This is a genomic window from Sphingomonas sanxanigenens DSM 19645 = NX02, from assembly GCF_000512205.2.
GTDB classification, from domain to species: domain Bacteria; phylum Pseudomonadota; class Alphaproteobacteria; order Sphingomonadales; family Sphingomonadaceae; genus Sphingomonas_D; species Sphingomonas_D sanxanigenens.
In genome coordinates this window covers 2698599-2719433 of the sequence record NZ_CP006644.1, presented here as the reverse complement: position 1 = coordinate 2719433, position 20835 = coordinate 2698599, and the positions used below count along the sequence as shown (strand labels likewise).

Sequence of the window (20835 nt, the reverse complement as noted above, 5' to 3'; positions counted from 1 at the left end):
CTGGTGCGTTAGCGGGGGACCGCCAAAAAACCCCAATCAGGAGGTCCAGTCCCATGGCTTTCATCCTTCCCGAGCTTCCCTTCGACAAAAGCGCGCTCGAGCCGCACATGTCAGCGGAAACGTTCGATTTCCACCACGGCAAGCATCACAAGGCCTATGTCGACAAGGTCAACGGCTGGATCGACGAGAAGGGCCTCGGCGGCCTGACCCTCATCGAGACGATCGAGAAGGCGAAGACGGACGGCGACAAGGGCCTGTTCAACAACGCCGCGCAGATCTGGAACCACACATTCTTCTGGAACTGCCTGGCCCCCGCCGGCCAGACCCCCTCGGGCGACCTGCTCAAGCTGATCGAGAAGAGCTTCGGTTCCACCGAGGCGCTGCTCCAGAAGCTGCAGGCCGAAGCCGTCGGCCACTTCGCCAGCGGTTGGGCCTGGCTGATCCTCGACGGCGCCGAATTGAAGGTGACCTCGTGGCATGATGCCGACACGCCGATCGTCAACGGCCAGGTGCCGCTGCTCACCCTCGATGTGTGGGAGCACGCCTATTACATCGACTATCGCAACGCCCGGCCGAAGTTCGCCGAGACGGTGCTGACCAACATCATCAACTGGGATTTCGTCGCCGAGAACCTGGACGGGCAGGGCGCCAGCCGCGCCGACCAGACCCAGGGCTGATCGCGCGATCGGCTGCGGGGCCGCAAAGCGCCGCTGGTGAAGCCGTTCCCACCGGTTCAGGACCGGCGGGGGCGGCTTCACGCCATTCCGGGCTCCCGCGCATGACCATGGACATGGATCAGGTCGCGCAACGAAAAGCCGCTCCAGTCGCGCGACCATGCGCGATCGTGAAAATAGAACGCCACTGCATTCACGCACGGCTCGATCAGCGCGATACCGCCTGCGACCGCAATCGAGCCCGTCAGCAGATAGGCGACCGTGAACCCCACCACGAGGTGGACGGACAGAAAACTCAGCGTCTTGGCAATATCCCGCGACATGGCGTCACTCCCTTTCGAGAGTCGATATTGCGAATTAGTCGCAAATATTCAAGCGGGCGATTTCGATGAGACTGATCGCTTCAGCCGGTCAGATCGCCTCGCCCGCCGCCCGTGCGCGCGCCTCGCGGCTGGCTTCTGCCGCGGGCAGCCGCCGATAGGCGAGCCATAGGCACGCGATCGAGATCGGCGTTGCCGCCAGCAAGGCGAGCATGCCGATCGATAGACTGCCGCTGACTGCGGAGACCTTGCCCGCCGCATAGGGCCCGAGCGCGAGGCCGATTAGCGTCGTACCGATGAAGAAGGTCGCGGTAGCGGTGCCGCGCATCCGCGGCAGCACCAGATCCTGCGTCGTCGCCGCGCATGCACCGAGCGCGCAGGACGAGAGGATGTGCAAGGGCAGCGCCAGCACGAAGAACAGCGTCGAACTGCCGGTGGTGAAGGCGATCGCCACCAGCGGCGGCGGCGCCACCGCGCCGATCAGCGCGACGAGCAGCCGGCCGCCGGGATTGTGCAACCGCAGCCGATCGGCGAGCCGGCCGCCCAGAACGACGCCGAGGAACCCGCCCAGCGCGCCCGCGCTGCCCAGCCACAGCCCCGCGAAATGTGGCTCGGCCCCCAGCACCCGCAGCGCATAGGGCGCGGCCCAGAAGCTGACCGAATAAGCGAGGAACGCGATCAGGCCATAGCCCATCACCACCAGCAGGAAGGCGGGTGTGCCGACGATCAGCGCGAAGGTCGGCTTGTCGCGGTGGCGCAGCGCGCTCGCCCAGCTCAGCACGGCATAGGCGCCGATGCCGATCGCGGTCCATTGCGCGACATCGCCGGTCAGCGCGATGAATCCGGTCGCGATCGCGGCGATCGCGACCAGCCCCGCGATGTTGGCGATGAGCGCGCGGGTGCCGTTGCGCGCGGCGCCCAGCAAGGTCAGCGGCGGGATGATCGTCAGCAGTTCGGCGGCGAACAGGCGGAAGGGGTGCGGTGCCGCCGGCGTCACGATCCCGTCCGACAGTCCGCGCACCGGTTCGCGCAGGGTGGCGACCCACAGCGCGAGCAGCATCCCCGGCAGCCCCACCGCGAGGAACGCAGCCTGCCACCCCTTGAGCCCCAGCGGGCCATCGCCCGGGAAGGCCGCGCTCCATTGCGCGACGATCGCGCCGCCGAGGAACAGCGAGAGGCCGCCGCCCAGGTAGAGCCCCGACGAATAGATCGCGAGCGCGGTCGCGCGCTTCTCCCGCGGGAACCAGTCGGAAAGCAGCGAATAGGCGCAGGGCGATGCGGTGGCCTCGCCGATGCCGACGCCGATGCGCGCCGCCGCCAGTTCGCCGCCCGAGCGCACCAGCCCGCTGACCGCGGTCATCGCCGACCAGAGCGCGAGCCCGACCGCCATCAGCCGCACCCGGCTGACATTGTCCGCCAGCCGCCCGAGGGGAATGCCGAACAGCGCGTAGAAAACGCCGAACGCCGTGCCATAGAGGAAGCCGAGATCGGCATCGTCGAGACCGAGGTCACGCTTCACCTCCTCGGCGAGGATCGACAGGATCTGCCGGTCGATGAAGTTGAGCATGTAGACGATGACGAGGACGGTCAGCCCATACCAGGCATAGCGCAGATCGGGGCGTGCATCGGTGGCGGCCATGCCGGACGGGCGCGGCACGACGGTGTCGGCAGTGGCCAAGGCACTTCCTCTCGCTCTGTCCTTCTCTTTGCGCGGCAGGCTAGCAGAGGTGCGTAACAGCGCCAAAGACGTTACGGCGCGCGTCCATCGAGCGATGCGAAGGGATTGCGATGACCGAATCGGTGCTGTTCGTCTGCCTCGGCAATATCTGCCGGTCACCGCTCGCCGAAGCCGCGCTGCACGCCGAGGCGGAGCGACGCGGGCTCGACCTGCTGGTCGATTCCGCGGGCACCGGCGGCTGGCACGCGGGAGACGCGCCGGACCGGCGCGCGCAGGCGGTGGCGCGCCGCAATGGCGTCGACATCTCCGGGCTGCGGGCGCGGCAGGTGACGCCGGGCGATTTTCGCCGCTTCGACCGGATCGTCGCGCTCGACCCGCAGAACCTCGGCGACCTGCGGCGCATCCGCCCCGCCGACGCCACCGCCGACCTTTCGCTGCTGCTCGACCATGTGCCGGGCCGCGCCGGCGAGGCGGTGGCCGATCCCTATTATGGCGATGATGCGGGGTTCGACGTCACCTGGGCGGACGTCACCGCCGGCGCCCGCGCGCTCGCCGACGCGATCGGTCAACGCAGGTGGTAGCGGTCGATCGCATCGTAGCGCGCGCCGTCGCTGCCGATCGTGCTTTCAAACAGCATGAAATGCTCGACGGTGAAGCGCAGCCCCATCACCGCCGCGGCATTGACGACGAAGCCGTCGATCGCCCCGCAGGTCCGTCCGAAGCGGGCGACCGTGATGTGCGGGATATAGGCGCGTCCCTCGGGAGGCATACCGGCGCGCTGTACGGCCTGATCCACCTTGCGGTGAAGCGCCGCGACCTGATCGTGCGGGCGCACGCCCACCCACAACGTATCCACCACGCCGCGCCGGTCGAACTGGCCGACGCCGTCGAGCGCGAGCTCGAAGGGAAGGGCGGAAACCGAACCCAGCGCGGTCGCGATATCCTCTGCGCGGTGCCGATCGACCTCGCCGATGAAGCGCAAGGTGATGTGCAACTGGTCGTCATCCTGCCAGCGCGCGCCGGGGACGCCGCCCATCGCATCGATCAGTGCGGAACGTATTGGCGGTGGCGGGCGTAGTGCGACGAAGAGGCGGTGCATGTCGGTCGACCCTTGTTATGCGGCATCAGGCCAGTCGGGGACATATTATGTTACATTTCAGTCTGCCACCGGATGACCTGTTTCCCTTGAAAATCGCGGGTCCGGCGGTGATATTACGGGCATCCGCCACTGATGGCGGTCAAAGGAGCTTATTGAAAGATGGCAAACTGGTCTGACCCGAGGTCGCCCGCGGCTGGCGCTGGAGCCAGGCCCGGAGCGGGCGCAGGTGCACGTGACGTCGATTTCGACGCCGGCCTGCGCAAGTACATGCTGTCGGTCTACAATTATATGGCGCTGGGCGTGCTGCTTACCGGCACGGTCGCGCTGTTCTTCGCGACGTCCGGTATGGCGGCGTCGATCTTCGGCAGCCCCGGCATCCTCAAATATATCATCATGTTTGCGCCGCTGGCGTTCATCATGGTGCTGAGCTTCGGCATCAACCGCCTGTCGACGGGCGCGATGCAGGCGCTGTTCTGGGCGTTCGCGGCGATCATGGGCATCTCGATGTCCACGATCTTCATCCGCTACACCGGCCCGTCGATCGCGCTGACCTTCTTCTCGACGACGGCGGCATTCGCGGGCCTCAGCCTCTATGGTTACACCACCAAGCGTGACCTGTCGGGCTTTCGCACCTTCCTGATCATGGGTCTCGTCGGCCTGATCGTTGCGTCGATCCTGAACATCTTCCTCGGTTCGGGCACGCTGTCGTTCGTGATCAGCGCGGTTGGCGTGCTGCTGTTCGCCGGCCTTACTGCCTATGACACGCAGCGCATCAAGAGCATCTACTACCAGGTCCAGGGTACCGATTTCCTGGGCAAGGCGGTGATCATGGGTGCGTTGAACCTGTATCTGGACTTCGTGAACATGTTCCAGTTCCTGCTGAGCTTCCTCGGCAGCCGCGACTGATCCCGCGGCCTGGAACGGGCAACAAGAAAGCCCGGCGGAGCGATCCGCCGGGCTTTTTCTATGTGGGGTCTCTAGCCCCTCCTCTTCAGAGGAGGGGTTGGGGGTGGAGGCGAGCGCAGCGAGCTTCCGGCAACGCAGGAAAATAGCGCCGATGGGGGCATTGAGCCCCCGCCGCCGCTTCCCCACCCCTTTCCCCTCCCCTGAAGGGGAGGGGCTAATGCGCGCCCGACGCCCTCACCCCCCATTCGCCCGCTGCGCCGCGGGCCGTGCCTGGGCGCGGGCCACATAATCCTGGATCACCGCGCTTTCCTTGATCCGCGGCGCCCCGAACATGCCGGCCCAGCCGAGCGATGCGGCGACATAGATGTCCGCCGCGCTGAACCTGTCGCCCAGCAGCCATGGCCCCTCCGCAAGCGCCTTTTCCAGCGTATCGACGACTTGGTCATAATCGCCCCAGCCCAGCGAGCGCGGGTTGATCGCTGAATTGGGCCGCATCATCCGATCGGTCATCGCAGGTTCGAAGCAGCTGCCGATGAAGAACAGCCAGCGATACATCGTCCCGCGTTCCGGGCTGCCCGCGGGCGGCGCAAGACCGGCGTCGGGGTAGGCGTCGGCCAGCCACGCGATGATCGCGCCATTCTCGGTCAGAACGGTGCCGTCGTCGAGCACCAGCGTCGGAATCTTCCCCATCGGGTTGATCGCGAGGAATTCGTCCGACCGCGAGTCGAGCCCGTCGCCGCCGTCGAACGTCACCGGCTTGATCTCATAATCGGCGCCGGCTTCCTCCAGCGCCCAGCGCGTCACCGCCGCGCGGCTTTGCGGATTGTAGTAGAAATCGATCTTTCCGGCCATCTCACCCTCCTGTTAACAAGACAGAACATATAGGGAACGAAATCAGCCGTCGAGTCGGGATTCAAGGAAGGCCAGGGTACGACCCCACGCCAGGTCGGCGGTCGCCTTGTCATAGCGCTCGGCCGACGTGTCGTTGTTGAAGGCGTGGCTGGCGCCCGCATAGAAATAGGCCTCGGTCTGCACGCCGGCCGCCTTGAGCGCGTCGATCCACGGCTGCGCGGTCTTGTTCACCCGCTCGTCATTGCCGGCATAGTGCAGCAGCATCGCCGCCTTGACCCGGGGCGCCTCGGCGGGGTCGGGGGCGGGGCCGTAATAGGGGACGGCGGCGGTCAGGGCGGGGCCGGCGGCGACCGCCAGCCGGTTGGTCATCGCACCGCCCCAGCAGAAGCCCATCGCGCCGACCTTGCCGTTGGCGCCGGGCTGCGTGCCGAGCCAGGCGATCGTGGCGGCGCCGTCCGCCACCGCGGTTGCCAGATCCAGCGCGCCGATCGCGGTGCGCGCGGCATCCTCGTCCGCTGGCGTGCCGCCCGAGATGCTGAGGAAATCCGGCGCCAGCGCGTCGAACCCCGCCAGCGCGACCCTGCGTGCGACGTCGCGGATGTGCTCGTTCAGCCCGCGATTCTCATGGATCACCAGCACGCCGCCAAGCTTGCCGTTCGCCTTGGCCGGACGCGCGCGATAACCCTTCATCACGCGCCCTCCGGCGACCGGCCATTGCGTCGCGGTACCCGTGATGCGCGGATCGTCGGCGGCGACGATCGCGGCAGCGGCGGGGTCGGCTGCGATCGTCGCCAGCAGCACATTGGCGGCGGCGGCGCTGCCGGCCAGCCTGGTCAGATCCGCCATGAAGGCGCGCCGATCATGATCGACATGGGTGAAGCGGTCGTAGAGCGCGATCGCGGCATCGCGGACTGACTTGTCGATCATGGATAGCCTCTCCCTGTTTGCCCCGTCGGGCATGATGTCATGCCGCGAGCCACGCCTCCAGCGCGTCATGCGCGGCCGCTGCCGCCGCCCACAGATCGGGTTCGGCGAGATCCTCGGGGGCGATATGCTCGGGCCAGTAACGCTCGACCAGCGCATGAAGCTGCTCCCAGCGCGCCTCGGTCAGCAGGAAGGCGGGGTCGATGCCGGCGATCGCCGCCTCGCTCACCGGCACGCGCAGCCGCAGGCAGGCCGGGCCGCCGCCATTGCGCATCGACTCGCGCACGTCGACGATGATCGCCTCGTTGATCGGGTTGTTGCCCGCGACCACCGCATCGATCGCCGCCTTCACCGCCGGATCGGCCTGCGTTTCTGCGGGCAGCACCAGCGCCATATGCCCTTCCGGCATCGTCAGAAGCTGCGAGTTGAACAGATAGCTGCCGATCGCAGAGGCGAGCGGGACGGTTTCGGTCTCGACGATGTGGATGCCGGGGAGCGCGTGGGCGAGGCTTTCGAACAGCCGGTCGCGATCGTCGAACGCCTGATGATGCGCGAACAGCACGCTCTCGTTGGCGACCGCGACGACATCGTTGTGGAAGGCGCCGGCCTCGATCGCCGTGCCCGCCTGCGGGGTGTGGATCGCATGGAAGAGCCCGGCGATCCGTGCCACCGCCTGCCCCGCGCGCGGGCTCTGCCGGCCGGGGAAACGGCCTTCGGTGGCGGGGGCGTGGACGAAGATGTTGGTGCCGCGTTCGCCACGCGTCGGGGCGACGCGCATATGATTGGCAGCCCCCTCATCGGCGAAGTGATTGGCGGGCGCCAGCGCCGCATGCACCGCGAACCGGCGCTCGTCGCGGAAGATGCGGCGCAGATTGGCCTCGGTCTCGCCATGCTCGATGCTGCGGTGGAGCATCGTCGCGAGGTTGGCGGTGACCAGATGGACGCGCCCGTCGGCGCTGTCCGCACCCGCGATCACCGTCGCGGCGTTGGCGGTCCACATCGAGGAGGCGGAGCAGGCATTGTTGAACAGCACCGGATCCTCGGCCGCGACCGTCGCGAGCACCGTCGCGTCGTCGCCGGCGAAACCCAGCTTGCGCAGCAGGCCCACCGCCGGACGGCGCAGCGGCGGCAGGAAGCCCTGCAGCAGCCCGCGCTCCATCAGCCGGCGCATTTTGGCCAGCCCCTGCAGCGCCGCCATCCGCGGCGCGGCGGTCTTGCCGGCGTTGCTCGCGCTGGCGATGTTGCCGAGCGACAGCCCGGCATAATTGTGCATCGGGCCGACCAGCCCGTCGAAATTGATCTCGCGCACCGGCTGTGGCGGGGCCGTCATGCGGTCAGCCCCGTCTCGATCCGGAAGCGCGCCGCGTCCGCTTCGAGGCTGGCGACCGGATAGGCGCAATAGTCGGCGGCATAATAGGCGCTCGGCCGGTGATTACCCGACACGCCGACGCCGCCGAACGGCGCCGAGGACGCCGCGCCCGTGGTCGGCCGGTTCCAGTTGACCACGCCCGCGCGGATCTCGTCCTGGAAGCGGGCATAATCCTCCTCGCCGCCGCCGATCAGCCCGGCGGACAGGCCGAAGCGCGTGGCGTTGGCTTCCGCCAGCGCCGCGTCGAAATCGGCGACGCGGACGAGCTGGAGGAGGGGGCCGAAATATTCGCGATCCTCGCGGTCGCTCTGGTTGGTCACGTCGAGCAGCCCCGGCGTCAGCAGCGGCTTGCTCGCAGCGATCCGCTCCGACCGGCGCAGCGCGACGGCGCCCGCGGCGATCATCCGGTCCTGACCTGCCAGGATCGCATCGGCGGCCGCATTGTCGACCAGCGCGCTCATGAAGGGGGGCGGATCGGCGAAGGGTTCGTCGACGCGAATGCGATCGACCACCGCCAGCAGCGCCGCGATCACGCTGTCGCCGAACGCCCCCTCCGGCACGATCAGCCGGCGTGCGCACGAGCAGCGCTGCCCTGCCGAGATATAGGCGGATTGAACGATGAGATGCGCCGCAGCCTCCGGATCCGCGGGCTCGGTGACGACCAACGGTGCGTTGCCGCCCAGTTCGAGCGCAACGATCTTGTGCGGCTGGTCCGCCAGCGCATGGTGGATCGCCTGGCCTGCGGTGACGCCGCCGGTGAACAGCACGCCGTCCACCCCATCATGGCCGACCAGCGCCTTGCCGGTCTCGCCATCGCCGTTGAGCACGCTCAGCGCGTGCGGCGGCAGGCCGGCTGCGTGCCACAGGCTCGCCATGAACAGACCCGTCGCCGGCGCCTTCTCGCTCGGCTTGAAGATCACGACATTGCCCGCGAGCAGCGCCGGCACGATGTGGCCGTTGGGCAGATGCGCGGGAAAATTATAGGGCCCGAGCACGGTCAGCACGCCGTGCGGGCGGTGGCGCAGCACCGCGCGGACACCCGCCGTCTCGCTCTCACGGCGCCCGGCGCGCTCGGCCTGCGCGGTGATGCTGATTTCCACCTTTGCGCGCACGCTGTCCGCTTCGGTCAGCGCTTCCCAATAGGGCTTGCCGGTCTCGCGCGCGATCAGCCGCGCGAACGCCTCGCGCCGCGCCGCCACCTGCTCCGCGAAGCCGCGCACGATCGCGATCCGATCGTCCAGCGGCACGCGCCGCCAGCTGCGAGACTCGTGCCGCGCCGCCGCCACCGCTGCGTCGATCTCATCGCGTCGTGCCGGTGCGCCGCGCCACAGCAGTTCCCCGGTGATCGGATCGGTCGAAACGATCTCGGCGGGTTCAGAATCGGACATGGCGGACCTCATTTCCTTCACTCAACATCAGCGCTTCGGCGGCGGCGGGCTCGATCACGATGCCTCCGGGCACCGAATAGACCAGGCCGCGCACGACGCGAAAGCCGGCGCCGGTTCCGCAAGCGATCAGCGAGTCGGTCCCCTCCTGCCGTTCGATCGCAGCGATTGCGGCCACCGGCGCGCAGCGGCTGTCGCGCACCGCGGCGAGCGTGTCGATCTCCGCGCACAAGGTGGGGCCGGCATCGAAAATGTCGACATAGCCTTCCTCGCGATAGCCTTCTGCCAGCAGCAGCTCACGCGCCTTGCGTCCATCCCGATGCGGCTGGCCGATCGCGGCACGGGCCTCTTCCGACAGAAGGTTGACGTGGATCGGGAAGCGCGGGCCGAGATCGGCGATCATCTGATTGCCGGCGATGCCGTTCAGCCTGTCCGCCTCCTCGAAGCTCATGTCGTAGAAGCGGCTGCCCACCGCATCCCAGAAGGGCGAGCGGCCATCCGCCTGCACCCCCCGCAGTTCCGCGACGATGCGGTCGCCGAACCAGTCGCGATGCTGGGCGATGAACAGATAGCGCGCGCGCGCTATCAGCCGGCCCGCGCCCTGCCGCCGCACGGCCGGATCGACCAGCAGCCCGCCGACCTCCGAACAGCCGTCGAAATCGTTGGTCAGGCTCAGCGTGTCGTACGAGACGCGACCGCCCGTCACCGCAGAACGTTGGGTGTGCCGGCTGATGCGATAGCTGTAGAACGGCCAGTCGACGCCGACACGCGGGAAGATCATGCCGCTGCCGACGACATGGCCATGATCCGCCAGCACCAGCATCACCGCGCGGCCGCCGCCATGGCTGGCGATCGTCGCGTCGCTCGCCGCCAGCCGCTCCGCCATGACGCCGGGGTCGGCAGGCAGATTGGTCAGTCCGGGGCCGCCGGCGCCGGCAAGCGCGACGAGTCCATCGAGGTCGGCGTGAGTGGCGGGACGAACGAGCAACGCGGTCAAAGGCTACTCCGGCAGGCTGCGGGCAAATGAGGGGCGTGAAACCCGCGCCCGGATATAGCGCAGTCGCCGCGAAATACGATGCGGAGACGAAGCGTGCCCGGCACGCGGCGGGTGGCACTGCCGTCATCAAGAGTTCATCGCTACCCATCAGGAAGATCGGTGTATGGTCATCCTTTTCGCGCCGTCCGGCGCGCTCTACGACGGGAGCGGCACATGGTAAGCCTTGCAAAAGGTCAGACGATCCGCCTCGAAAAGTCCGGGGGCGGCGCACTGACGCGCGTCACGATGGGGCTCGGCTGGGACGTCCGCAAGGCGGGCGGGTTGAGCAAATTTTTCGGTGGTGGCGGCGGCGACGTCGATCTCGACGCATCGTGCCTGCTGTTCGATCGCGCGGGCCAGTTGCTCGACGCGGTCTGGTTCCGCCAGCTTCGCAGCCAGGACGGCAGCATCGTTCACACCGGCGACAACCGCACCGGCGCGGGCGATGGCGACGACGAGCAGATCATCGTCGACCTGACGGCGCTGCCGGCGAACGTCGTGACCTTGATCTTCACCGTGAACAGCTTCACGGGCGACACGTTCGACCGGATCGAGAATGCCTATTGCCGGCTCGTCGACGCGACAACCAATCAGGAACTGGCGCGTTTCGACCTGACCGGTGCCGGAGATCACACCGGCCAGCTGATGGCCCGTATATCCCGCGCCAATGGCGATTGGGAGATGAAGGCCATCGGCGAAAGGACGAAGGGCCGCACCTTCCATGATTTGATGCCTGCGATCACGCAGCATCTCTGACGGTCTGGCGTGACGGCCGGGCCGCGGGGCCGGGGAAGGCGCGGCAGACCGAAAGACCAGACAGGAGCGTGCGATGAACGAACTGCAGCAGGGCGGGAATGCGCCGCTGACGGGCGATTCCGTTACAGTGACCGTCGACTGGACGGCGCCAGCGGGCTGCGAGGTCGATGTCTCGGCCTATCTGCTGACCGAGACCGGCAAGGTCCGCGGTGATCAGGACATGGTGTTCTACAACCAGAACAGCGGCGGCGATGGCGCCGTGCGCTATACCCCCGGATCCTCGCCTAAGGGCAGCTTCGATCTCGATCTGTCGCGTCTGCCGCCGGCGATCCAGCGAATCGTATTCTGCGTGACGATCGACCAGGCCGCCGCGCGGCGCCAGACGCTGGGGATGGTTTCGGGGGCGCGCATTGCGGTGTCGCCGCGCGGCGAGGCGCCCACCGTCGGCTATGTGCCCCAGCTCGGCGGCGCCAGCGAGGCGGCGATGACCTTCGGCGAACTCTATCTGCGCAACGGCCAGTGGAAGTTCCGCGCGGTAGGGCAGGGGTTCAACGGCGGCCTCGGGCCGCTCGCGCGCTCGTTCGGAATCGACGTGGCGGACGAACCGGCAGCGGCGCCGCCGCCACCGCCGCCGCCGCCACCTCCACCGCCGCCGCCCGCGGCACCGGTGAGCCTCGGCAAGGTGACGCTCGACAAGCCGGGCCAGGCGGTGAGCCTTGAGAAGCGCGGCAGTTCGTTCGGCGAGATCGTGGTCAACCTGAACTGGTCGCGCGGCAAGAAGGGCTTCTTCGGCGGCGGCAATGCGGTCGATCTCGATCTTGGCTGCCTGATCGAGATGGCGGACGGCTCGAAGGGCGTCGTCCAGGCGCTTGGCCGGGTGTTCGGCAATTTCCGCAATCCGCCCTATGTGGAGCTTGACGGCGACGACCGGACAGGCGACGTCTCCAAGGGTGAGACGATGCGGATCAACGGTCAGTTCTGGAACGAACTCAAGCGGATAGCCATTTTCGCCAACATCTATGATGGCGTTCCGAACTGGCAGCAGACCGATGGCGTAGTGTCGATCACCATGCCCGATCAGCCTCCGATCGAAGTGCGGATGACCGAGGGTCGCAACAACATGCGGCTATGCGGTGTCGTGCTGCTTGAAAATGACCGCGGAACGTTGAAGGCTACGCGCCTGGTCGACTATTTCAGGGACCAGAGCGAGCTCGACCAGGCGCTTGGATGGGGGCTCCGCTGGACGGCGGGCCGCAAGGACTGACGGCCGGGTCGGCACATCGCGGGGAACAAGGGGAAATGCGTGTTCTGGAAATATTATAAGGGCTCGCTGCTGTTCACGGCGGTCTGTCTCGCGCTCGGCGCCTGGCTGGGCTGGGAACTCACCGGCACCGTGCCCGGTACGCTGGGCATCATCTGGATCGTGCTGATCCTGGGCGTGCTCGAAGTGTCGCTGTCGTTCGACAACGCCGTGGTCAACGCCACGGTGCTGCGTGACATGGATGACAAGTGGCGCCATCGCTTCCTCACCTGGGGTATCGCGATCGCGGTCTTCGGCATGCGCATCATCTTCCCGCTGGCCATCGTGGCGATCGCGGCGCAACTCGATCCGATCTCGGCGGTGAAGCTGGCCGCGGGCAATCCGCAGGAATATGAGCGGATCATCACCAGCGCGCATGTCGGCATCGCCGGCTTCGGTGGCGCGTTCCTCGGCATGGTCGGCCTCAAATTCTTCTTCGACGCCGACAAGGATGTCCACTGGATCGCGGTGATCGAGGCGCAGCTCGCCAAGCTGTCGAGCGTGCAGTCGGTCGAGATCGCGATCGTGCTGCTGTTCATGTATGGCGTGTCGACCCTCCTGCCGCAGGGCGATGCGGTGACCTATCTGGTCTCGGGCATCTTCGGCATCGTCGTGTTCATCGGCGTCGAGGCGATCGGTTCGCTGCTGGAGGGCGATGAGGATGAACTGACCGGCGCGGTCGCGCGTTCGGGCTTCGCGTCCTTCCTCTATCTGGAAGTGCTCGATGCCTCCTTCTCGTTCGACGGCGTGATCGGTGCGTTCGCGCTTTCCAACAACCTGTTCATCATCGCGCTCGGCCTCGGCATCGGTGCGATGTTCGTCCGTTCGATGACGGTGATGCTGGTCGATCGCGGCACGCTCGCGCAGTATCGCTTCCTCGAGCATGGCGCCTTCTGGGCGATCATCGCGCTTGCCGTGATCATGCTGCTCTCGGCATCGGAGCGCTTCCACATTCCTGAAACGGTCACCGGCCTGATCGGCGCGGTGTTCATCGGTCTCTCCTTCTGGTGGTCGGTGCGGCACAACCGCCTCCACCCGGAAGATTCCGAGAGCATCGATCTCACCGCCGGCAAGGCACATTGAGAAAAGATCTGAGCCAAGAGGAGCATCAATCATGTCCATCAGCCTGTCCAAGGGCGGCAATGTCAGCCTGTCGAAGGAAGAGCCTGGCCTCAGCAAGATCCTGATCGGTCTCGGCTGGGACGTCCGCTCGACCGACGGCGCCGATTTCGACCTCGACGCAAGCGCCTTCCTGCTCAAGACCGACGGAAAGGTGCGCTCGGACGCGGACTTCATCTTCTACAACCAGCTGAAATCGACCGACGGCTCGGTCGAGCACACCGGCGACAACCGCACCGGTGAGGGCGAGGGCGATGACGAGTCGCTGAAGGTCGAACTGACCCGCGTGCCCGCCGAGATCGACAAGGTGGCGGTCGCGGTGACCATCCACGACGGTGAGAACAAGCGCCAGAATTTCGGCATGGTGCAGAACGCCTTCATCCGCGTCGTCAACGATGCCACCGGCCGCGAGATCGCGCGCTACGACCTGACGGAAGACGCGTCGGTCGAAACCGCGATGATCTTCGGCGAGGTCTATCGCCACAATGGCGAGTGGAAGTTCCGCGCGGTCGGTCAGGGCTATCAGGGCGGTCTCGGCCCGCTCGCCCGCAACTATGGTGTCAATGTCGGCTGAGCCGGCGCGTAATTCGGAGAGAGGAGTAACGTTATGGCGGTTTCACTTTCAAAGGGCGGCAATGTCAGCCTGTCCAAGGAGGCCCCCGGCCTCACGACCGTCAAGGTCGGCCTGGGCTGGGACACGCGCGTCACCGACGGCAGCGCGTTCGACCTCGATGCCAGCGTGTTCATCCTGAACGCCGAGGGCAAGGTGCGCAGCGATGCGGACTTCATCTTCTACAACAACAAGACCGGCGCCGGCGGCGCGGTCGAGCACCAGGGTGACAACACCACGGGCGAGGGCGCCGGCGACGACGAGGTCGTGATCGTCGGGCTGAGCAAGCTGCCCGCCGACGTCACCAAGCTCGCCTTTTCGGTGACGATCCACGACGCCGACGCGCGCAAGCAGAATTTCGGCATGGTCTCCAACGCCTATATCCGCGTGCTCAACAACGATGGCGGCACCGAGATCGCGCGTTACGACCTGTCGGAAGACGCCTCGACCGAAACCGCGATGATCTTCGGTGAACTCTACCGCAATGGCGATGAGTGGAAGTTCAAGGCGATCGGTCAGGGCTTTGCCGGTGGCCTGGGGCCGCTCGCCAAGTCCTTCGGCGTCAACATCTGATCGGCAAACGGACGCTCGGTGGCAACAGTCTGGTACAATCACGGCTACTCAAGCGTCCGTGACGCACTCGTCATGATCAGGGAAGGCGCGCACGACGCGGGCCTTCCCCTTCATCCCGACCCCGCCGGCCTGCGTCTGATCGCGTCGCATCGCGATGCGCAGGCCGCGGTTCTCGACGCGGCCGATCTGGCGCTGATCGAGCCCATGTTCGAACGCGATACCGAGGAGGGGGCGGCAGCGTTCGTCGCCTGGTGCCTCGATATCTGCCGCGCCCATGATGTCGACCTGTTCGTGCCGCAGAACGGGCGCGCGCTCATCGCAACCCATGCCGAAGCGTTCGCCGCGATCGGCACCCGCGTATCCGTCCCGGCCTCGTCGGAGATGCTGGCGCTGATCGAGGACAAGGCGGCGTTCTACGAGGCGGCGCTGGAGGTCGGGCTGCCGATGCCGCTGACCATCGAGGTGCGCGATGCGACGGGGTTCGACGCCGCGGTTGCGGAAATCCGCGCCGCCGGGCTGAACCCGTGCATCAAGCCGCCCGAGGGTGTTTTCGGCGCCGGATTCTGGCTGCTCGATGATGGCTGCGACCTGTTTTCGACCCTGATGAACCCGGAAGGCCATGTCGTCGCGACGGACGTCGTCCATCGCGCGCTTGCGGAGCCGGGACTCGGCAAGCGGCTGCTGGTGATGGAGCATCTGGCCGGTGTCGAATGGAGCCTCGACTGCGTCTGCCGCGACGGCGAACTGATCGTCGGCGTGGCGCGGCGCAAGGAAGGGCGCGCGCAGCGGCTGGAGACCGACGGACCGGCGTTCGAGATCGGCCGCCGCGCGATCGCGGCCTTCGGCCTCTCGGGGCTGATCAATCTGCAATGCCGCGCCGCGCGCATCGACGATGGCGATCCGCGGCTGCTGGAAATCAACACGCGGATGAGCGGCGGCTGCGTCTACACGCGCTATGCCGGTGTGCGCCTGCCGTGGTGCCATGTCGCGACCGAACTCGGATTGATCGTGCCGCAGGATATTCCGGAGCCCGAGCCGGGCGCGCTGGTCGCGGCGGTCGGCGATGCCGTGCTGATCGCCGACCGGACGACGGTTCATGGCTGAACTCACCGCGGGCCAGCGGGTGCCGCTGGGCGCCGATGCGGTAGAGATCAACGTCTCGGGCGCGGGGCTCGATCGCTATGCCCGGCATCTCGGCGCGGTGCTGATCGCGCTCGACGCCAGCCGGCGCGTGCCCGAAAGCTTCCGGCCGATGGACAGCGGCGCGCGCGAGATGCGCCCAGGCGCCAGCTTCGTCGAGGGCGGCGCGCTGCGCATCGACCTGAACGCGTTGCCTGCCGAGGTCGACCGGCTGATGCTGGTACTGCACATCCTCGGCGGGATCGGTGCGGGCGTCACCCTGCGCGACCTGCAGAGCATCACGACGACGATCGCCGCCCATCGCTTCCCGCTCGACACCACCAATCGCGGCGAAGCCTCGGTGATCCTCGTCGAGATCTATCGCCGCAACGGCGAATGGCGCCTGTCCGCCAACGGGCAGGGCTTCGTCGGCGGGATCGGCGCGGTCGCCTCCTCGCTCAACATCGACATCCCCGTAACCTATCCCGACGATGTGCAGGATATTGCACCGTCACCGGGCGGGCATGACCGGCCGCCGCCGGGCAGCAAATTTTCCGGCAGCGGCTTCGCGGTCGACAGCCGCCATGTGCTGACCAACGCGCACGTCGTCGATGGCGCGCGCACGGTTTCGGTCGCCTCGGAAAAGCTGACGAGCCCCGCCGAGGTGGTGTTCGTCGACAGCCGCAACGACATCGCGTTGTTGCGAGTCGAGCGCGACCTGCCCGCCGCCGCGCGCTTCCGCTTCGCGCTCGACCTGCATCTGGGCGAGGATATCGTCGTGGTCGGCTTCCCGCTGCAGGGGCTGCTCGGATCGGGGCCGCAGGCCACCGCCGGCAACGTCTCCTCGCTTTGCGGGATGGGCAATGACAGCAGCGTGATGCAATTTACTGCACCGACCGCCAGCGGCAACAGCGGGGGGCCGATCCTCGACACCGCGGGGCTGGTCGTCGGGCAGGTTCACAGTTCGCTGAACATCGAGCGCATCCGCCAGGGCGGCGTGAACGCGGAGAACGTCAATTTCGGATCGAAGGCACCCATGTTGCGGACTTTTCTTGCCACCAACGATGTCGGCTGCACCGTCTCGGACGACAGCGCGCAGCGCAACCGCGCGGACATCGTGCGCGAGGCGCGCAGCTATATCTATCTCGTGAAGTGCGAGGCGTGAGCGCGACGATGGCCGCCAACCCCGCCGCTCATTCCGACACCGTCTCGATCGCGCTGACCAGCGGCAGGCTTCATGCCAGGATCGACCGCGCGCACTGGCCGCTGGAGGCGCTATGCGATTTCGCCGCGCGGGACAATCCGCGCCGTGCCTTCCTCGTCGTCTCGCGACTGCTCGGCCGTCATATCCCGGCGAAACCCTCGACGATGCGCGCCAGCACGCGCGACCTCGCCGGGCTGCTGGAGGCGGATCTGCCGGGCCCGGTGCTCGTCGTCGGCCTCGCCGAGACCGCGGTGTGCCTGGGGCAGAGCGTCCATGAGGATTATGGCCGCCTCACCGGGCGCAGCGATGTCGCCTTCATCCATTCGACGCGGCAGGAACTGGATCATCCCTTGCTCTGCCGCTTCGAGGAGCCGCACAGCCACGCTTCGACCCATCTGATCTACGCGCCCGACTGGGGCGAGGGGCTCACCGCGCGCTTCCGCTCGCTGATACTGGTGGATGACGAGGTCTCGACCGGCACGACCCTGGTCAATCTCGCCACCGCGCTTGCTGGGAAGCTGCCCGCACTGGAAGCGGTGCGCGTCGCCACGCTCGCCGACTGGACGGGCAGCACCGGCTGGCTGGAACGGATGCCGGTGCCCGCACGCTGCGCCAGCCTGCTCGCGGGCAAACTCGAATGGGAGGCCGGTGCGCCGCTGCCGCCGGAGACGGCGTCCGAGACCTTCGATCGGGCGGCGCTGGCGCTGGGCGCGATGACGCGGCACCATAATTTCGGGCGGCTCGGCCGCACCGACACCGCGGTCGATGTCGATGCCATCGCCGCCGGCCTCGATCTGCCGCCGGCCGCGCGCGTCCGCGTGATCGCCACCGGCGAATTCACCTATCCGCCGTTCCGCCTTGCCGAGGCGCTGGAGGCGATGGGGCATGACGTGGTCATGCAGTCGACGACGCGCAGCCCCGCGCGGATCGATGGTGCGATCCGCAGCCGCCTGCGCTTTTCGGACAATTATGGAACTGCCGTGCCCAACCACATCTATAATGTCGATCTGGACGACCCGCGGGTGACGATCATCTGCCACGAAACGCCTGAAGGCAGCGTCGATCCCGAACTGGTCGCGCTGCTAGACGCGATGACGATCGACTTCGGAGCGCGGGCATGAGGGCGATCACGCTCGTCGACCTCGACGACACCCTGTTCCAGACGATGCGCAAGCGGCCCGCCGACGTCGCCGAGGCTGACATGACGCCGATCGGCTACGCGCGCGACGGATCGCCGCTGAGCTATGCGACGCCGCGCCAGATGAGCTTCATCCGCTGGCTGCTCGATTCGACGCTGTTCGTGCCGGTCACCGCGCGCGGGCTGGAGGCGTTGCGCCGCGTCAAGCTCGACTATCGCGCCGCCGTCTGCGCGCATGGCGGCGTCGTGCTGGGCGACGATGGCGAGCCCGATCCGGTGTGGGCCGAGACGATATCCGAGGCGGCTGCGCTCCACGCCGAGCCGCTCGCGCTGGTTGCGGAGGCGATCGACGCGGCCGCCAGCGCCGCCGGCCACCGCCTCAACGTCCGTGTGCTGACCGAGGACAATGTCGGCGGCCTCTATGTGCTGGTGAAGCATCCCGAGTCCGACGATGCGGCGCTGCACAGCGCGGCGCGGGCGGCGGCACATGCGGTGCCCGCGGGCTGGACGACGCATATCAACGGCAACAATGTCGCGCTGATGCCGCCCTTCCTCGGCAAGCGCCAGGCGGTCGCGCATATGCTGCCGGCGCTGCGCGTGCGCTATCCGGACCTGCCGGTGATCGGGATCGGCGACAGCCTGACCGACGCGCCGTTCATGGGGCTGTGCGATTTCGCGATGACCCCCACCGGGTCCCAGTTGGCGGCGGCAACGCCCTTTGCGCGGCGCTGAAATGGTCGGCTTTCCGGGCAGCTATGATCCAGCCGACGTGACCTTCCTGATGAAGCCGGTTGCGCTCGCGCCGACCGATGTCGACACCAAGGAGCGCCTGATCCAGTCGGGCCGCCGCCATTATTCGGAGATGCTTTCCGCCGAAAGCCTGCCCGATCCGATCTATATCGAGCTCTACCAGGCCGCGCTGGCGCGCAACGGCATGCGGCTCGCCGCGGATGTCGCCGGGCTGGCGCTGGCGCTGGCCGAGCGCGCGGGGCCGGGCCGCGAGGTGGTGATCGTCTCGCTCGCGCGCGCCGGCACGCCGATCGGCGCGTTGCTCGCGCGCGCGCTGCGCCGGCAGGGACGGTCGGCACCGCATTATTCGGTGAGCATCATCCGCGATCGGGGCATCGATCGCGTCGCGCTGGAGCATATTGCCAGCCGGCATGATCCAAAGGACATCGTCTTCGTCGACGGCTGGACGGGGAAGGGGGCGATTTCCACCGAATTGCAGGCTTGCCTGGCCGATCGTCCGTTCGGCGTCGCGCCCTTCCTGACGGTCATCGCCGACCCCGCCGGCCGCGCCGATCTCGCCGCGACCGAGGATGATTATCTGATCGCATCGGGACTGCTCAACTCGATCGTCTCCGGCCTCGTCAGCCGCTCGATACTCAACGATACGGTGGTGGGGCCGGGCGATTTCCACGCCTGCGTCACCTATCCGCAGTTCGCCGCGCATGACGTGACCCGCGCCTTCGTCGAGACGATCGATGCGCTCGCCACCGAGGTGGTGCCGACGCGCGACCCGCGCGACGATGCGCAGCGCGCGGAGACGTCGGCGGCGTGCGACGCGCTGGTCGGGACGCTGATGGCGCGGCTCAACATCGCCGACCGCAACCGGGTCAAGCCCGGCATCGCCGAGGCGACCCGTGCGGTGCTGCGCCGCATACCCGACCGGCTGTTCGTGCGCGATCCGGCGGATCCCGACGTCGCGCACCTCATCCATCTCGCCGGCGGCCGCGGCGTTCCCGTCGATCGGCTCGATCCCGATTGCCGGTTCCGTGCGGTTGCGATCATCAAATCCCTCGGATCGGAGTAGCAGGATGAACGGTCTTCCCACCGTCGACCCGATCGCGCTTGGCGCGACGCTTTATGTGCCTGCCACGCGTGACGATCTGGGCGAGGTGGCGAGCGGTCATCGCCATCCGACATTGCGTTCGGCGGTGCTGTGCCTTGAGGATTCGGTGCGCGAGGATGAAGCGTCATTCGCGCTGCGCCGGCTCGCCGCCGTGCTCGCCACCTTGCGCCCGCGCGAGGAGCAGCCGTCGCGCCCGCTGCTGTTCATCCGCCCGCGCGATGCGGCGATGCTGGGCGAGATCGCGGCGATGGCGGGCATCGAGCAGGTCGACGGCTTCGTCATTCCCAAGGCGACGGCCGACACGATGCCGCGCTACCTCGCGGCGCTCGGCCATCATGACCATCATCTGCTGATGCCGACATTGGAAACCCGCGAGGTGTTCGACCAGGCCGAGATGCGCCGCCTGCGGGAGCAATTGCTGGCGATCCACGAGCGCGTACTCGCGATCCGTATCGGCGGGAACGATCTGCTGCAGACGCTGGGCGCGCGCCGCTCGCCGGTCCGCACGGCCTATGACGGCCCGCTTGGCAGCACCATCGTCAGCCTCGTCGCCACCTTCGCTCCCTGGGGTTTCGCGCTCAGCGCGCCGGTGTTCGAGGGATTCGGCAACACCGCGCTGCTGCGTGAGGAGCTTGCGCGCGACATCGAGCATGGCTTGCTGACCAAGACCGCGATCCACCCCGCGCAGATCGGCCCGATCCACGAGGCGTATCAGGTCACGACCGACGAGCTGGTCGAGGCGACCGCGATGCTCTCGCGGGACAGCCGCGCCGTGTTCGCCAGCCAGGCGACGATGTGCGAGCCGGCGACCCATGGCCGCTGGGCCTCGACGATCCTGCGCCGTGCCGACTGTTTCGGCCTGCGCCATGCGATCGAGGTGCCGCGCACCGCCTGAGCCTGACCATTTCCGAGTAGTGGGAG

22 protein-coding genes are annotated in these 20835 nt (G+C 67.5%); 14 read left to right on the top strand and 8 right to left on the bottom strand.

Features of this window, described 5'->3' with window-relative positions:
• Positions 1–53 precede the first annotated feature (53 nt).
• Positions 54–677, top strand: a complete 624-nt coding sequence (locus NX02_RS12525) for a superoxide dismutase (RefSeq protein WP_025292538.1) — start codon at positions 54–56, stop codon at positions 675–677.
• Positions 678–754: 77 nt separating this feature from the next.
• Here NX02_RS12525 and NX02_RS12520 read toward each other — a convergent pair whose 3' ends face one another.
• A complete protein-coding gene (locus tag NX02_RS12520; RefSeq protein ID WP_025292537.1) occupies positions 755–997 on the bottom strand; it encodes a DUF2061 domain-containing protein in 243 nt (80 codons plus the stop codon).
• Positions 998–1085: 88 nt separating this feature from the next.
• Positions 1086–2633, bottom strand: coding sequence for an MFS transporter (locus tag NX02_RS12515; protein WP_025292536.1), 1548 nt, complete (start codon positions 2631–2633; stop codon positions 1086–1088).
• A gap of 149 nt (positions 2634–2782) precedes the next feature.
• On the opposite strand from NX02_RS12515, the gene NX02_RS12510 reads away from it, so the two are divergent.
• Positions 2783–3253 (top strand): low molecular weight protein-tyrosine-phosphatase, encoded by a 471-nt coding sequence (locus NX02_RS12510; protein ID WP_025292535.1) that lies wholly within the window; start codon positions 2783–2785, stop codon positions 3251–3253.
• Here the strand turns inward: NX02_RS12510 and thpR are convergent.
• Entirely contained in the window at positions 3238–3771 is a 534-nt protein-coding gene (gene thpR / locus NX02_RS12505) for an RNA 2',3'-cyclic phosphodiesterase (protein ID WP_025292534.1), read from the bottom strand. The two genes, NX02_RS12510 and thpR, sit on opposite strands and share 16 nt — an antisense overlap.
• Before the next feature lie 159 nt (positions 3772–3930).
• Between thpR and NX02_RS12500 the strand changes: the two genes are divergently transcribed.
• Positions 3931–4677, top strand: coding sequence for a Bax inhibitor-1/YccA family protein (locus tag NX02_RS12500; protein ID WP_025292533.1), 747 nt, complete (start codon positions 3931–3933; stop codon positions 4675–4677).
• A 234-nt stretch (positions 4678–4911) separates the two neighbouring features.
• Here the strand turns inward: NX02_RS12500 and NX02_RS12495 are convergent, their stop codons facing one another.
• From NX02_RS12495 to NX02_RS12475, 5 genes are read right to left on the bottom strand one after another with little or no spacing between them, the layout of a single operon-like run.
• Positions 4912–5529: a glutathione S-transferase family protein gene (locus NX02_RS12495; RefSeq protein WP_025292532.1), complete on the bottom strand. Its 618-nt coding sequence runs from the start codon at positions 5527–5529 to the stop codon at positions 4912–4914.
• 42 nt (positions 5530–5571) lie between these two features.
• Positions 5572–6456, bottom strand: coding sequence for a dienelactone hydrolase family protein (locus NX02_RS12490; protein ID WP_025292531.1), 885 nt, complete (start codon positions 6454–6456; stop codon positions 5572–5574).
• A 37-nt stretch (positions 6457–6493) separates the two neighbouring features.
• Positions 6494–7783, bottom strand: coding sequence for an N-succinylarginine dihydrolase (locus NX02_RS12485; RefSeq protein ID WP_039996563.1), 1290 nt, complete (start codon positions 7781–7783; stop codon positions 6494–6496).
• Positions 7780–9210 carry a succinylglutamate-semialdehyde dehydrogenase gene (gene astD / locus NX02_RS12480; RefSeq protein WP_025292529.1) on the bottom strand — a complete coding sequence of 477 codons (1431 nt, stop codon included), beginning with the start codon at positions 9208–9210 and terminating at the stop codon, positions 7780–7782. The genes NX02_RS12485 and astD overlap by 4 nt, the downstream gene beginning before the upstream one ends.
• Positions 9197–10204 (bottom strand): arginine N-succinyltransferase, encoded by a 1008-nt coding sequence (locus tag NX02_RS12475; RefSeq protein ID WP_025292528.1) that lies wholly within the window; start codon positions 10202–10204, stop codon positions 9197–9199. Before NX02_RS12475 ends, astD begins: the two co-directional genes overlap by 14 nt.
• A gap of 213 nt (positions 10205–10417) precedes the next feature.
• On the opposite strand from NX02_RS12475, the gene NX02_RS12470 reads away from it, so the two are divergent.
• The 11 genes from NX02_RS12470 (at position 10418) to NX02_RS12420 (ending at position 20809) form a co-directional block, all read left to right on the top strand.
• Positions 10418–10999 carry a TerD family protein gene (locus NX02_RS12470; protein WP_025292527.1) on the top strand — a complete coding sequence of 194 codons (582 nt, stop codon included), beginning with the start codon at positions 10418–10420 and terminating at the stop codon, positions 10997–10999.
• A 73-nt stretch (positions 11000–11072) separates the two neighbouring features.
• Positions 11073–12263 (top strand): TerD family protein, encoded by a 1191-nt coding sequence (locus NX02_RS12465; RefSeq protein ID WP_025292526.1) that lies wholly within the window; start codon positions 11073–11075, stop codon positions 12261–12263.
• Between the two features lie 39 nt (positions 12264–12302).
• A complete protein-coding gene (locus NX02_RS12460) occupies positions 12303–13382 on the top strand; it encodes a DUF475 domain-containing protein (protein WP_025292525.1) in 1080 nt (359 codons plus the stop codon).
• Positions 13383–13413: 31 nt separating this feature from the next.
• Positions 13414–13992: a TerD family protein gene (locus NX02_RS12455; RefSeq protein ID WP_025292524.1), complete on the top strand. Its 579-nt coding sequence runs from the start codon at positions 13414–13416 to the stop codon at positions 13990–13992.
• Positions 13993–14025: 33 nt separating this feature from the next.
• Positions 14026–14601, top strand: coding sequence for a TerD family protein (locus NX02_RS12450; RefSeq protein ID WP_025292523.1), 576 nt, complete (start codon positions 14026–14028; stop codon positions 14599–14601).
• 72 nt (positions 14602–14673) lie between these two features.
• On the top strand, positions 14674–15705 hold the full coding sequence (locus NX02_RS12445) for an ATP-grasp domain-containing protein (RefSeq protein WP_025292522.1): 1032 nt from the start codon (positions 14674–14676) through the stop codon (positions 15703–15705).
• Positions 15698–16885: a trypsin-like peptidase domain-containing protein gene (locus NX02_RS12440; RefSeq protein WP_025292521.1), complete on the top strand. Its 1188-nt coding sequence runs from the start codon at positions 15698–15700 to the stop codon at positions 16883–16885. The genes NX02_RS12445 and NX02_RS12440 overlap by 8 nt, the downstream gene beginning before the upstream one ends.
• Complete coding sequence (locus tag NX02_RS12435; protein WP_245648837.1) at positions 16882–18045, top strand: phosphoribosyltransferase domain-containing protein; 1164 nt, start codon at positions 16882–16884, stop codon at positions 18043–18045. The genes NX02_RS12440 and NX02_RS12435 overlap by 4 nt, the downstream gene beginning before the upstream one ends.
• On the top strand, positions 18042–18794 hold the full coding sequence (locus NX02_RS12430; protein ID WP_025292519.1) for an HAD family hydrolase: 753 nt from the start codon (positions 18042–18044) through the stop codon (positions 18792–18794). The genes NX02_RS12435 and NX02_RS12430 overlap by 4 nt, the downstream gene beginning before the upstream one ends.
• Position 18795: 1 nt before the next feature.
• Positions 18796–19875 (top strand): cysteine protease StiP family protein, encoded by a 1080-nt coding sequence (locus NX02_RS12425; RefSeq protein WP_039996561.1) that lies wholly within the window; start codon positions 18796–18798, stop codon positions 19873–19875.
• Positions 19876–19879: 4 nt separating this feature from the next.
• Positions 19880–20809, top strand: coding sequence for an HpcH/HpaI aldolase/citrate lyase family protein (locus tag NX02_RS12420; RefSeq protein ID WP_025292517.1), 930 nt, complete (start codon positions 19880–19882; stop codon positions 20807–20809).
• The last annotated feature ends 26 nt before the right edge of the window (positions 20810–20835 follow it).